Source organism: Pseudomonas sp. JAI120, assembly GCF_014207255.1.
GTDB lineage: Bacteria > Pseudomonadota > Gammaproteobacteria > Pseudomonadales > Pseudomonadaceae > Aquipseudomonas.
On sequence record NZ_JACHCZ010000001.1, the window covers coordinates 270,823 to 284,352 of the forward strand.

General features: G+C 61.8%; 14 protein-coding genes. 10 read left to right on the plus strand and 4 right to left on the minus strand.

What is annotated here, in order from left to right:
• Positions 1–49: 49 nt before the first annotated feature.
• Complete coding sequence (locus tag HDC32_RS01340) at positions 50–1,372, plus strand: hypothetical protein (RefSeq protein WP_178116791.1); 1,323 nt, start codon at positions 50–52, stop codon at positions 1,370–1,372.
• A 26-nt stretch (positions 1,373–1,398) separates the two neighbouring features.
• Here HDC32_RS01340 and HDC32_RS01345 read toward each other — a convergent pair whose 3' ends face one another.
• Positions 1,399–2,157, minus strand: coding sequence for an IclR family transcriptional regulator (locus tag HDC32_RS01345; RefSeq protein WP_065930139.1), 759 nt, complete (start codon positions 2,155–2,157; stop codon positions 1,399–1,401).
• Positions 2,158–2,445: 288 nt separating this feature from the next.
• Between HDC32_RS01345 and HDC32_RS01350 the strand changes: the two genes are divergently transcribed.
• From HDC32_RS01350 to HDC32_RS01390, 9 genes are all read left to right on the plus strand, one after another.
• Positions 2,446–3,987, plus strand: a complete 1,542-nt coding sequence (locus HDC32_RS01350; protein ID WP_099491964.1) for an acetolactate synthase large subunit — start codon at positions 2,446–2,448, stop codon at positions 3,985–3,987.
• 11 nt (positions 3,988–3,998) lie between these two features.
• Positions 3,999–5,489 (plus strand): aldehyde dehydrogenase, encoded by a 1,491-nt coding sequence (locus HDC32_RS01355; protein ID WP_184742163.1) that lies wholly within the window; start codon positions 3,999–4,001, stop codon positions 5,487–5,489.
• A gap of 27 nt (positions 5,490–5,516) precedes the next feature.
• Complete coding sequence (locus HDC32_RS01360; RefSeq protein ID WP_053129953.1) at positions 5,517–6,311, plus strand: SDR family NAD(P)-dependent oxidoreductase; 795 nt, start codon at positions 5,517–5,519, stop codon at positions 6,309–6,311.
• Between the two features lie 12 nt (positions 6,312–6,323).
• Positions 6,324–7,364 (plus strand): VPS10 domain-containing protein, encoded by a 1,041-nt coding sequence (locus HDC32_RS01365; protein ID WP_078833284.1) that lies wholly within the window; start codon positions 6,324–6,326, stop codon positions 7,362–7,364.
• An 11-nt stretch (positions 7,365–7,375) separates the two neighbouring features.
• Positions 7,376–7,834 carry a VOC family protein gene (locus HDC32_RS01370; protein ID WP_065930135.1) on the plus strand — a complete coding sequence of 153 codons (459 nt, stop codon included), beginning with the start codon at positions 7,376–7,378 and terminating at the stop codon, positions 7,832–7,834.
• A 15-nt stretch (positions 7,835–7,849) separates the two neighbouring features.
• Positions 7,850–8,452 (plus strand): amino acid synthesis family protein, encoded by a 603-nt coding sequence (locus tag HDC32_RS01375; RefSeq protein WP_065930134.1) that lies wholly within the window; start codon positions 7,850–7,852, stop codon positions 8,450–8,452.
• 61 nt (positions 8,453–8,513) lie between these two features.
• Positions 8,514–10,121: a bifunctional 3-(3-hydroxy-phenyl)propionate/3-hydroxycinnamic acid hydroxylase gene (locus HDC32_RS01380; RefSeq protein ID WP_099491966.1), complete on the plus strand. Its 1,608-nt coding sequence runs from the start codon at positions 8,514–8,516 to the stop codon at positions 10,119–10,121.
• Positions 10,118–10,924 carry a 2-keto-4-pentenoate hydratase gene (locus HDC32_RS01385; RefSeq protein ID WP_145338155.1) on the plus strand — a complete coding sequence of 269 codons (807 nt, stop codon included), beginning with the start codon at positions 10,118–10,120 and terminating at the stop codon, positions 10,922–10,924. The genes HDC32_RS01380 and HDC32_RS01385 overlap by 4 nt, the downstream gene beginning before the upstream one ends.
• Positions 10,925–10,974: 50 nt before the next feature.
• On the plus strand, positions 10,975–11,916 hold the full coding sequence (locus HDC32_RS01390; protein WP_065930131.1) for a helix-turn-helix domain-containing protein: 942 nt from the start codon (positions 10,975–10,977) through the stop codon (positions 11,914–11,916).
• A gap of 101 nt (positions 11,917–12,017) precedes the next feature.
• On the opposite strand, the gene HDC32_RS01395 is transcribed toward HDC32_RS01390, so the two are convergent.
• The 3 genes from HDC32_RS01395 to HDC32_RS01405 are packed head-to-tail and all read right to left on the minus strand — an operon-like array spanning position 12,018 to position 13,529.
• Positions 12,018–12,926 carry an ABC transporter six-transmembrane domain-containing protein gene (locus HDC32_RS01395; protein ID WP_078833288.1) on the minus strand — a complete coding sequence of 303 codons (909 nt, stop codon included), beginning with the start codon at positions 12,924–12,926 and terminating at the stop codon, positions 12,018–12,020.
• Positions 12,914–13,276 carry a hypothetical protein gene (locus HDC32_RS01400; RefSeq protein ID WP_078833289.1) on the minus strand — a complete coding sequence of 121 codons (363 nt, stop codon included), beginning with the start codon at positions 13,274–13,276 and terminating at the stop codon, positions 12,914–12,916. The genes HDC32_RS01395 and HDC32_RS01400 overlap by 13 nt, the downstream gene beginning before the upstream one ends.
• Positions 13,277–13,331: 55 nt before the next feature.
• Positions 13,332–13,529, minus strand: coding sequence for a hypothetical protein (locus tag HDC32_RS01405; RefSeq protein WP_145338153.1), 198 nt, complete (start codon positions 13,527–13,529; stop codon positions 13,332–13,334).
• Position 13,530: the final 1 nt, after the last annotated feature.

Here is a 13,530-nt window from a genome sequence, read left to right on the forward strand (position 1 = left end):
TCAACAACTAAGACAGCCTCTCAAAAGGCGCACCCAAGGAGCTTCGATCATGCGGTATCCCTCCACGTCATTTCTCAGCGGTACGTTGGCCTGTACGTTGACGCTTTGCGCCATCAGCCAGGCCCAGGCCTATGAGTTGTACAGCGATGAGAGCCGGCATCTGAATGCCGACATGACCGCCGTGTTCGGCATGTTCAACAGCCGCAAGAACTATGACGGCACGCCGGGCGGTTCGACCTGGCGCGAAGGTTTCATCAAGTATGGCTTGAGCGGCGACCAGTCCCTGGCCGGCAATGGCACCGCCTATGGCGCCTTCGCGCTGGTCAGTTCCGCGACTTGGGGTGACGGCGACCCGGCCGGCAATACCCTGGGCAGCGAACGCACCACCAAAATCGAAGATGCGTACCTGGGCTGGCGCTCCGGCGACCTGTTTCCGGCCTTGGGCAAGGACGGCGTGGACATTTCCGGCGGTCGCCAGGTGGTCAAGCTCGGCAGTGGCTTCCTGATCAACGACGACGGTCCGAACCTGGGCAAGGGGCCGGCCAATGGCACGATGAATCGTGGCGGTGCGTATTACCTGGCCGCGCGGCACGCCTTCGATCAAACCGCGTTCCTGCGGCTGGGCGGCAAGGATGGTCTGCACGGCAGCCTGTTGTGGCTCAAGTCCGATAACCGCGCCCAGGCTGAAACCGAAGTGGCCGCCGGTACCCTGGATTACACCACCAAGCCGGGCACACTGGGCTTGACCTGGGTGCACGGCATCGATGTGAACGAACGCTGGGCCAGTGATTTTCAGCGCCAGCGCAAGGGCATGAATGTCTACAGCGTGCGCGGCGAAGGCGACGCAGGTCTGCCGAATGTCAGCCTGGCGTTCGAATATGCCTGGCAGGACAAGGACACCGGTCCCGAAAAAGCCTGGTACGGCGAAGCCGGCTACACCTTTGCCGATGTCGCTTGGACGCCAAAGGTCAGCTACCGCTACACCCGCTACTCACAGCAGTGGGATTCGCTGTTCACCGGCTTGAGCACTGGCTATGGCACCTGGCTGCAGGGCGAAGTCGCGGGCAACTATGCCGGGCCGTTCAACAGCAACACCAGCATCCAGCACGTGGCCCTCAAGGCCACGCCTCTGGAAAACCTGACCCTGGGTGCGCTGTACTTCGACTTCGACACCGTGCGCAAGAGCAATGCGCTGAACCTCAATGCTCGGGAGCTGGATGTATACGCCGAGTGGGCCGTCAACCCGCACCTGATCGTCACGCCGCTGATCGGCCTCTACAAGCCCAAGCAGGACGCCACCACGGGCGGCAACCAGGTCGCCGGCAACGGCACCAACGTTTACAGCCAGTTGACCATCGCCGTGCCGTTCTAGCCCACCGCAGCCGCCGCGCCTGAACCTCAGGATGCGGCGGCGCCCGGCGGATTGCGCAGGTTCTCGGCAATCCGGCGGGTGGTGTCCATGACCATTTCAATCACGGTTTCCTGGCGCAGCAGCTTGAAGCTCTGGGTGCTGCCGACGGCGGACAGGCTGCCGATCACCTCGTCGATATCCGGCTGGATGATGGGCGCGGCGATGCCGGTCAGGCCGAGGTTGAGTTCATCATGGGTCATGCAGTACCCATCCTTGCGAATCTTCTTTGTGGCCTTGGCAAAGCTGGCCCAGTCGTACGGGCTTTCCGGGTCGCTGGCCATATGCTCTTCGAACAGACGCTGCAGGCGTCGACCTTTCTGGAAAGCGATCAATACCTTGGACTGCGCGCCGCGAAAAAAGGGCAGCGGATGCCCGCGCCCGAAGGAGAAGTGATACGTGTCGGTGGGTTCGGCAATGTAGGTGTTGATGATGCGTCCGTCGTAGAAGACGCTGGCGAACACCGCCAGGCCGGTCTGCGCCGACAGCTCGTGCATCAGCTCGCGCCCCGCCAGAAGGATGGGGTCGTACTGGCGCATCATCCAGTCCAGCTCGATCACGCGCGGCCCCAGGCCGTAGTGGCCGGCGTCCACGCGGGTCAGCAGGCCGGCGTCGCACAATTCCTTGACATAGCGATACGCGGTGGCGCGCGACAGGCCCATGCGCTCGGCGATGGTGTCCGGGTCGATCTTCAACGTCGCCGGACCGAACAGGTCCAGGACATTCAGCAATTTACTCAGGCTGCTCATTTCGTTCCTAGAGAAGGGATGGCATGCGGGTAAGCACTATAGGCGAAAACAGCGCAGATCCAATGTGGGAGCGGTCTTGCTCGTGAAAGCGGTGGGCCAGTGATGGAAGTTACTGACAAACCGCATTCTCGAGCAAACCCGACCCTGCAGGTCGACAGGCTAATCTTTTCAGATTATAAATTCACTTAAATCTCAGATTAAGAGATTTAATTCATAAAATGCTTGTCTGGCTCTCTATATTGTGTGATAAATCTCAACAAATAAAACGCTCAAGCGAGAGGGCTGACAATGAATGGCGCGCAACTGATAGTGAATGCGGCAGCGGCAAGCGGTATCGAGTACTGCTTTGCCAACCCGGGCACCACCGAGATTCCGCTGGTGGCGGCCATGGCCAGCGCACCTGCTCTCAAGCCGGTGTTGTCGCTGTTCGAAGGGGTCTGCACCGGCGCCGCTGACGGCTATGGCCGCATCGCCGGCAAGCCGGCAATGACCCTGACTCACTTGGGCCCGGGCTTTGCCAATGGCATCGCCAACCTGCATAACGCGCGTCGGGCCAATACGCCGATCGTCAACGTCATCGGCGATCACGCCTCCTGGCATGTCAACTACGATCCGCCCTTGGCCAGCGACATCCAGGCCTTAGCCGGCACCGTTTCTGGTTGGGTGCGTACCTCGCGCACGGCGGCGGGTATCGGTGAAGACTTGCAGGAAGCCGTGCGTGCGGCGTGGCAGGCCAAAGGCCAGATCGCCAGTTTGATCCTGCCTATGGACCTGCAAGCCCACGCGGTGACGCACAACGGTGTATTCGCCCCGTTGCGCGCGCCGGTTCGCCGGTTTGCCGGTGACCGGGTAGAAACCGTGGCGCAGGCACTGCGTGATGGTCAGCGGCTGGTGTTTATCGTCGGCGATGAGGGCTTGTCGGTCGCGGGCCTGGAAGCAGCGGGGCGCCTGGCGCAACTGCCCGGCGTGCGCCTGTTTGCCGAGACCTTTCCGCGCCTGAGCTACCGTGGCGGTGGCTTGCCGGACCTGGATCGCCTGCCGTATTTCCCGGAAGTGGCGATTGAAATTCTTGAGCAGTACGACCTGGTCATTTGTGCTGGCGTGCCCGAGCCCATTAGCTACTTTGGCTACGAAGGCATCCCGTCGCGCCTCGCAGAACGTGAACGTCTGCTGACGCTGGCAGAAGTCGGTGACGATGTCGCCGGCGCGCTGGCGGCGTTGGCCGATGCCCTGAATGCACCGGCCTATGTGCCGACCCCGCAGGGTATCGAACTACCGCCCGGCCATGCCGAGCTGACGCCGCAATCCATCGGCCAAGTGCTGGCCGCGTCACTGCCCGAAGACAGCATCGTCTCGGTTGAGGGCGGCACCTGCGGCTATCCCTTTTTTACCGCCTCCGCCCGCGCCGCTCGGCATCGGGTATTGACCAATACCGGTGGCGCGATTGGCCAGGGGATTCCGGTGGGGTTCGGTGCCGCCTTGGCGGAACGCGGCAATAGCGTGTTCTGCCTGCAATCGGACGGCAGCGCCCAGTACACCATTCAAACCCTGTGGAGCATCGCCCGCGAGCAGTTGCCGGTGGTGATCCTGATTGCCGCCAACCATCGCTACGCGATTTTGCAGAACGAGCTGCGCCGTTTCGGCATGACCGAAATGGACCCGCAAGCCCTGCGCCTGACCGTGCTCGACAGCCCGCGTATTGACTGGAAGGCCTTGGCCAAAGGCTACGGGGTACCGGCCTGCACGGTACAGACCAATGCCGAACTGCAACGCGCGCTGGCCAATGCCAAGGCCGACCGTGGTCCTTGCCTGATCGAAATGGCGCTGTGAAGGAGTCGATTATGTATCAGCCCGAATTATTACCTGCCGTCCAGGCGTTCCTGGCCCAGCCAGGCCGCCTGTTTATCGGCGGCACCTGGCAGGACGCCGCCAGCGGTCGTCGCTTTGCCGTGGAAAACCCGGCCACCGAACAGACCCTGACCGAAGTCGCCCAAGGCGATGAGCGTGATGTGAATGCGGCCGTTGCGGCCGCGCGCGCAGCCTTTACCGGCACCTGGGCCTTGCAGTCACCGGCGCAGCGCGGCCTGTTGCTGTTTCGCCTGGCCGATCTGTTGGACCAGCACCGCGAGGAACTCGCGCAACTGATCACGCTGGAGAACGGCAAGCCTATCGCCAACGCGCGCGGTGAAGCGGCCAGCGCGGCGAACATCATTCGCTACTTTGCCGGCTGGCCCACCAAGATCGAAGGCAGCACGCTGCCCGTATCGCCGGCCAGCGGCGCGCCGATGCTCAACTACACGCTGCGCGAACCGGTGGGGGTCTGCGCGCTGATCGTGCCGTGGAACTTCCCGTTGACCATGTGCGTTTGGAAGCTCGGCCCCGCGTTGGCCACCGGTTGCGTGGCGGTGCTTAAGCCCGCCGAACAAACGCCGCTGATCGCGATCCGCCTGGTGCAACTGATCGAGGCTGCAGGCTTCCCCGCCGGCGTGGTCAACCTGATCACAGGCCTGGGCGCCGAAACTGGCGCACCATTGGCACAGCACCCCGATGTGGACAAGATCGCCTTTACCGGCTCGACCCAAGTCGGGCGGCTGATCGCCCAGGCGGCCACCAGCAACATGAAAAAGGTCTCGCTGGAGCTGGGCGGCAAGTCGCCGAACATCATCCTGCCCGATGCCGACATTGCGCGCGCCGCCAAGGGGGCCGCCGATGGGATTTTCTACAACCAGGGCCAGGTATGCACGGCGGGCTCGCGCCTGTATGTCCACGCCAGTGTGCTCGACCAGGTGCTCGAAGAACTGCAGCGCCACGCTGCCGCCTATGTCCTGGGCAATGGCCTGGACCCGGCCAACAGCATGGGGCCGTTGGTGTCCGCGCGGCAGTTGAAGACCGTCAAGGGTTACCTGCAGCGGGGCCAGGAGGAGGGCGCCGAACTGATCTGCGGCGGCGGCCGTCCCGAACACCTCGAGCATGGGCATTTCATTCAACCGAGCGTGTTCCTCGACCGTGCCGAGCGCGCCTGTGTGGCCCGAGAAGAAATCTTCGGCCCGGTACTGACCGTCATGAGCTGGACCGAAATCGATGAACTGGTGCTGCGCGCCAACGATTCGCCGTATGGCCTCGCTGCTGGCCTGTGGACCCGCGACTTGCGCTCGGCGCACCGCGTGGCTGCACAGCTCAAGGCTGGCTCGGTCTGGATCAACTGCTGGAACGTGGTCGATCCCTCTTCACCGTTCGGTGGCTACAAACAATCCGGCTGGGGCCGGGAGATGGGTAAAAACGTGATCGATGCCTACACCGAGACCAAAAGCGTGTTTGTCGATCTGGCCTGAACTGAATAATCACAAGAGGTAATTGCTATGGATCTGGAATTGAAAGGCCGCGTGGCCATTGTCACCGGTGGCGGTATGGGCATCGGCAAGGAAGTCGCACGTTTTCTCTCCGAGGAAGGCTGCAAGGTGGTGATCTGCGCGCGGCGCATGGCGTTCCTGCAACTGGCGGCCGAAGAGATCACTGCACAGACCGGCAATGAAGTACTGCCGCTGTTCTGTGACACCAATGACATGAAGGCCGTGTCGGAGATGGTCGAGGCGGCGCACAAGCATTTCGGCCGCATCGACATCCTGGTCAACGGTGCCGCAGCGCCGTCGGGTGTGGTGCGCAATGACATCGAACACGCCGGCGACGATGAACTGCTGTCGGACCTCAACACCAAGGTGATCGGCTACTTCCGGTGCGCCAAGGCCGTGACCCCGCACATGAAGGCGGGCGGCTTCGGGCGCATCATCAACATCGGCGGCCTCACCGGGCGCAGCAGCAAAGTGCTCTCGGGCATGCGCAACCTGGCCATCGCCCACATGACCAAGACCCTGTCCGACCAGCTCGGCCCTTCGGGCATCACGGTCAACCTGATTCACCCCGGCGTCGTCGATACCCCGCATATCCAGGAGTTGTACGAGCGCGAAGCAGTCAAGCAGGGCAAGACCGCCGAGCAGGTCGAGCAGGCCTACATCGACGCGACGCCGATTCGCCGCACCCTCGCACCGATTGAAATGGGCTGGCTGATTGGCTTCCTGGCGTCGCCGAAAGCTGCTGCGGTGACCGGTGAATCCATCGGCATCGACGGCGGTTTGACCCGTGGCATCTATATCTGAGGAGTATCACAGATGAGTAATGGAACCCTTCTGGTCGCCACCGTCGGGCAAGCGGTGATCCGCAGCGCCGACGATGGCAAGACCTGGCATCGCCTGGGCCTGGGGCAGGACCTGGAGTTCGATGCGATCACCCGATCCCTGAGCGTGCATCCCGACGCACCCGAAGTGATCTACGCCGGCACGGACGTGGGCTTGTGCATCAGCCGCGACACCGGTGGCCATTGGCAGCGCGTCGATTCGCCGTTCAACGGCGAGACGGTGTGGAAAGTCGCCGTCGACCCGCAGGACGCCAAACGGATTTTTGTTGGCACCGGTGCGCCATCGCGCGCCGTGTTATGGCGCACCCTCGACGCCGGCCTGAGCTGGGACCGTGCCCCGGTTGAGATTCCAGAGTTCTGCGACGGTGTCAGCCGCCCACGCCTGCTGGCCTTCGCCTATGACCCCACCGACCGCAATCAGCTGTGGTTTGGCCTGGAAGAGGGTGGCCTGTTCCATTCGCGCGATGGCGGCGACAGTTGGACCCGCGTCGATGACCGACTGCTGTGGGACTACAACTCGGACATCCACAACATTGTGGTACTGCCCAATCACGGCAAGAAAGTCATCGTGGTGGTTTGCGTGAATGCGGTCTACCGCAGCCTGGACGAGGGTCTGACCTGGACCGGCATTATCGGTCGCGAAGCCTTCGGCCTGTACTACCTGCGTGCCATGAATGCGCCGCTGGGCACTCAAGACGAGCTGTACCTGAGCATTTCCGATGGTACGCCGGGCACCACCAGCAAGATCCTCGTCTCCCATGATGCCGCCCTCAGCTGGAACGTGCTGCCGTTACCGCAGCAGCCCAATTCCTGCGTCTGGGCCATTGCCTTCAACCCGGCCAACCCGCGCCAGATGGTGGCGGGCACCAAGTATGGGCACTTGTTTACATCCGACAACGGCGGTGATGGCTGGCAGAAGCACTGGCGCGAATTCAGCGAGATCGCCGACGTGCTATGGACGCCTGCCGTGGCGCAAATCAAGGCCGGGCATCAATCCATCGTCAAGAAAAACTGAGGTAAACAGTGATGAAAGTCGAAATCCTTCGAACTCACTTATCGCTCTGGGTGAGTGATCCTGATGTGTCGGCGCGCTGGTATGCCGACATTCTGGGCATGCACGAAAGTGCCCGTGGCGAGAGCTGGGTGATGATGGCGTTTGGCACCAAGCATCACGACATCGCGTTGATTCGCGCAGAACCCGGGGCCCACCAGGGCGGGCTGGGGCTGCAGCACTACGGATTGGAAATCGCCGGTGACATGACCACCTTGCGCCAGCTCTACGGCATGTTGCTGAAGAAGGGAGTGGAGGTGGTGAAAATTACCGATCATGAAATCGGCAACGGCCTGTATTTCAACGATCCCGATTGCAATCGCATGGAGTTTTTTCTCGAAACCGAGCATGACGATGCGTGCGGTAAGGCCCGGTTCAAGGCCGCCGGAGCGCCGAGTCGCAACATCACGCTTGACCCACTCGACCCCCTTTGAACAGAGGCAGCCCCGATGAAAACCGCAAATTTCGCCAGCTATCACATCCGCAAATGGTACAGCTTCGTTGAAGAGACCCTGGCCAATGAAACCGGCCAGTTGGCCGATGGCGAGCCGGTGTTCAAATACGCCGTCGCTGCAGTGATCGCCAACCCGTATGCCGGCCGTTACAGTGAAGACCTTTCGCAATTGATCGAGCCGTCGCCGCTGCTGGGTGAAGAGTTCGGCCGGCGCATCCAGGCCCTGGCCGGTTCGCGTCAGATTGAAAGTTACGGCAAGGCCATCCTGGTGGGCAGCGCAGGCGAGTACGAGCACGGCAATGCGTTCCTGACCAACCCGGCCGCCGATCCGATCCGCGTCGCCCTGGGCGGTGGCAAGTCGTGGGTGCCCTCCACCGGCAAGCGGGGTGGCCCAGGCTCGACCATCGACGTGCCGCTGGCGCACAAGGACGCCCTGTACGTGCGCTCGCACTACGACAGTTTCTCGGTGACCTTCGGCGACGGCCCTTCGCCGGATGAGATCGTCGTGATCTGGGCCTTCGCCACGCGCGGACGCCTGCATGCGCGGTTGGGCGGGCTCAAAGCCGAAGACGTAAAGGGCCTTGACGGTCTGCACTGATAAGCGCGCAGGATCAAGCGGTGCTGGACCCAAACCACAACAAAAAAAGCGGTGAATAGCGATGAAGCAGGAGAAGACCCAAGTTGTCATTGTGGGCGGTGGCCCCAACGGCATTACGGCCGCGCACTATATGGGAATGTACGGTGTCGACTGCGTCGTCCTTGAGCTGGCCGACGGCATCCTGCCTTATCCTCGTGCAGTGGGCATGGACGATGAGGCGTTGCGTGTGCTGCAGGGAATCGGCATCGCCGAGCTGGCGGTGCGCGACATGATCTGTGACGTGCCGCTGCGCTATTACAACGCACGCGGTGTGTGTTTCGCCGAGGTCAAGCCGAGTGCCGCGCAGTACGGCTGGCCGATGCGCAATATCTTCATGCAGCAGTTGCTCGAAGGTACCCTGCGTGAACACCTCGGCCAGCATGCCAGCGTTGAGCTGCGTCAGGGCCACGAATTGCTGGAACTCGAGCAGGATTCCGAGGGTGTGACCCTGCAGGTGCGCGATGCCGAAGGCGAGATCTACCAGCTTCAGGCCGACTATGTGATCGGTGCCGACGGCGGACGCTCCACCGTGCGCAAAAAGCTCGGCATCGAACTGCTTGGGCTGACCCATCCGCGCAAATGGGTGGTGGTCGACACCGCCAACGACACACTTGATGCGCCCTACACAGCGCTGCATGCCGACCCGCAGCGGCCCTTCGTGTGCATCTACCTGCCTTACCAGCAGCGACGCTGGGAATTCATGCTGATGGAGGGCGAGGACGAAGCGAAAATGTGCGAAGAGGCGACGATTCGCAAACTGATCCACGGGCATATCGGCGATGCCGTGAACAACCTCAACATCATCCGTATTCGTGCCTATACCCACCACTCGCGGGTCGCGGCGCGCTTTGTCGAAGGGCGTGTGGCACTGGTGGGCGACGCCGCGCATATCTCCCCGCCGTGGGCCGGGCAGGGTCTCAACTCGGGCCTGCGCGACGTGGCCAACGTGGCCTGGAAACTGGCAGCGATCATCCAGGGCCGCGCGGCGCCGTCGATCCTCGCTACCTACGACCAGGAGCGGCGTGGTCACGCGACCGAACTCGTGGCTCTGGCCGACAACATGGGGGCGGTACTCGGCTTGACTAACCCGCTGATGGCTGGCGTGCGCGACTGGCTGTTCCAGGCGGTGAACAGCGTGGATAACCTGCGCTCGCACTTGCTGGAATTCAAGTTCAAACCCAAGGCCACCATCACCAAGGGCTTGGTTTATCACGAGCGGGCCGAGTTGCGAGAGGACGATCTGGTCGGGCAGTTGTTCATCCAGCCGAACATCGAAGACGACCAGGGCCAGCGGCGGCGCCTGGACGAGGTGCTCGGCAATGGTTATGCCGTGCTGGGGTATCGCGTGAACCCGCGTGAGCATCTCAGTGAGGCGATGGCCGAGTATTGGACGCGCTGGGATACACGTTTCATCCAGGTCAATCGTTCGCGCAGCGGCGTCGGGCGGAACCAGCCGTTGAAAGCCAATGATGCCTTGAGTGTGGAGGATGTGGATAACCGCCTGGGCGAATGGTTCTCCAAGGTGCGCGACTGCATCGTCGTGGTGCGTCCGGACCGCTTCGTCGCCGCCATCACCACGCCTGAGCGGCTTGACGGCGTGCTGCGCAAGCTGGCGGAGCAACTGTCATGAGTGGCGCTGACGAGTTGCTCGACCAACTGCACGAGGCCGGGCATAGCGCCCGGGCCATCGCACCGTTGCCGCCCGAGGCACTGGACAAGCAGCAAGGTTACTCCCTGTTGCGCCAGGGCTTGGCCCAGCGTCTGGCAGGTGGCGAGCGCCTGAGTGGTTGGAAGGTGGCCTTTGCCGGCCGGGCGGCGCAGGCGCGTTTTGGCCTCGACGAACCGGTGTATGGCGCGCTCACGTCGGCCATGGCGGTCGAGCCGGGCAGCGCGGTGTCGTTCGAGCGGCTGATCCAGCCCAAGCTTGAGGTTGAACTGGCGCTGGTGTTCGGGCGGCCCCTGGCGCCAGGCGATTACCCTGACGAGGAGATTCTGGCGGCAATTGCCGAGGTGGCCCCGGCCTTCGAAATCGCCGACTGCCGCTGGCAGGGCTGGGCTTTCGGGCTGGGTACGTTCCTGGCCGATAACGCCGCCGCAGGGCTTTACTGTGTCGGGCCGCGCGTGTCGTTCGATGCGGTGCGGCATGCGTGCGTGGAGTATCGCCTGGAGCATGACGGCGCATTGCTCGGCAGCGGTGATACCCAGACGCGCGAAGACAACCCTCTGTTCAACCTGTGCTGGCTGGTGCGGCGTCTGTTGGCGGACGGTTATCCCGTGGACGCCGGGCAGGTCGTGTTGTCCGGTGCATTGCTGGCACCGCTGGATATACGACCGGGCGCTTATCGTTTGCGCATGCTTGGCACGGAACTGGCTTTGGATTTCCACCCAGGCCTCGTGCCTGCGCAATCGCCAGCGACTGTTATGGATGACTGAGCCCGCCTTCAGGCCAAAAACAACAATCTGGCCGCCGAGGAATGACGCATATGCTCGCCGAAGTCCGTACCTTCAATGACTCTCAACAGCACGCCGGCTCGATCCAGGGCTGGCAGCAGGTGTATGACCAACTCGGTCGTGGTTGCCTGACCAGCGAACTGTGGCAGTTGTCCGGCGATCGTTTCCAGATCTTCCAGGAGGTGCTGGACAAGCGCGTGGTGCAGCATGGCCGCTCGCCCAAGGGGCGCTTGTGTGCGGCCATGTCACTGGGCAGCCCGCCGGTGGTTCAAGGCCAGCAGGTGAGCGCGCAAAGCGTGGTGCTGTTGCGTGACGGCGAAGAGTTCGTGTTGCATGCGCCGCAAGGCACGCACTTTTTCGCACTCAATGTCGATGCCGTGCGCTTTGCCAAACTGGCCGCCTTCGAACTATCCAACGATCAGCTCAAACGCCTGACCAGCGTGTCTGCGCTCAGCGTGGATGAAACGTTACTGTTGCGCATTCGCCAGCGCATCCACCCGCTGTTTCGTCACTTTTTGGAACATGCAGGCGCTATAAGCCCGGCCTCGGAAAAGATGCTGGAAGACGAATTGCTTGGCGCGTTCCTCGATCTGTTCAGCCATGCCAGCGACGAGGTGCGCTGCCGGCGTGGCAATTTCGCCGTCAGTGCCTACCTGGTCAGGCGCAGCCAGGAATTGATCATTGCCAGCGGCGATACGCCGTTGAGCATTCTTGATCTGTGTGAACAGCTGCACGTCAGTCGCAGGACCCTGCAAAATAGTTTCCAGGCCGTCACCGATATGCGACCGGTCGAATACCTGCGCAATTTGCGACTCAACGCCGTCAGGCGACAGTTGATCGCAACCCCTGCGAGCGAGAAAAACATCGGTGAGATCGCCGTGGCCATGGGTTTTTTTCACCTGAGCCATTTCGCCACGCATTACCGTGAGCTGTTCGGTGAATCGCCGTCCGAAACACGCCGAGCGTCATACTGACACGACAAAGCGCGTGCCAATGCGGGTGGATCTTCAACGTTGCCAGGATGACGCAAGGAAACACACATCGGCGCAAAGTGCATCGCCCACCTGTCACGGCCTTAAGCCAGCCCCGGGTCCACGCGCTTGCCGATATCTTTGAGCCGCGCCAGTTGGTCGATCGTCGACGGCGCTTCATCCAGGCAACTGACGAAGGTCCACAAGTAGGTCATCACCGCATAGATATGCCCGGCCTTCACCTCCGGCGCCAAGGCCAATTGGCTGATGGCAACCACGAACAGCAACGCCGCCAGCAAGCCGATGGACAGGAAGGCGACGGCCTCGCGGTCGGACAACCCGATTCGCAATCGCGACAGCACGTGGTAGTGACGGCGCAGGGTGTTGGCGCCGACTTTTTCCACCAGGCCGATTTCCTTTTCCAGGCGATTGTTCAAGCGTTCATGCAAGCGCTGGTTGCGCCGTGCGAAGCCCGGCATGAGGGTAACGCACAGCAGCAGTGCGAGCAGGCAGGCCAGGCCGACCCAGGGCTCGATCACCAACAGCATGCCCGCTGCGCCGACAACCGACACCAGCGCAGTGGCTATGGTGGGCACATGCTTTTCGAAAAAATCGACGAAATCCCGCGCCAGTACCACTCGCGCCGCCGCCCTGGAGGTGCTGTGGCGTTGCAGGCGCTGGTTGAGAATTACTGGCACCGCGAGGTCGGCATAGATGCGCGTGAACGTGCGCGTATCCACGGCCCGGCGAGCCGCGCCGACCACCCAGAAACCGAGGACTACGGCGGCGTACCACACGGCACTGCCGACATCGCCACGGATGATCGAGTCGACGGCAAACCCGGCGAACAACGGGTAGGCCAGCAGCAAAGCATTCTCCAACGCAACCAGCGACAAGGTGCCGAACAGTTTGCCGGGATAGGCTTTGGCGATCGCCTTGAGGGTCTGGCTGGCGGATTGCTGCCCCAGTCTTTTACTCTCTTCGAGCAGAATCGGCGGCGTTACGGGCTGCATGGGGCACCTGCGGCGCGCGTAGTTCGCTGATAGATGCCACGGGTGACATCGAGCAAATATCGCGCTTCATCGGTCATCAATAAAAGATCGATCTGTACTTCTTCGATAATGATTTCCACGGTGATCAACATACAAATAGCGGGTGCGATGACCAGCCAGTGGTAATACGACAGCGTCACTAAAGAAACGCCCACGCCGATCAGCCACAACGCCAATACACACCGCGGCGCGTACTTCTGCAGGGGAATCCAGAAACGTTGCAACTTTCTCAATTTAAACGTGTAGAGCGTCAGTGACGCTTCCACTTGTTTAAGGTCGATAGTGTTCCGAGCTGAATGCTGTGTCGGCATAACAGTTATCCACGTAATAACGTTAAACATCAGAGCCGGGCGGCAGGCGATACGGCTATTCGCTGCCCTGGCGCTCCTGGCTTGGCAGCGTTTGGCTGAGCCAGGCGAGATTGACTTCGTTGACTTCCACCCATTCACCCCTGGCAGGAATCCCTTCGCAACTCAAGAAAGCAACGCAACGTCCGTGTATGTCCAGTAAGGCAAAGTGGCGATACTTTATTGCTCTCTTGAACAGACCAATAGAGAGACGCATG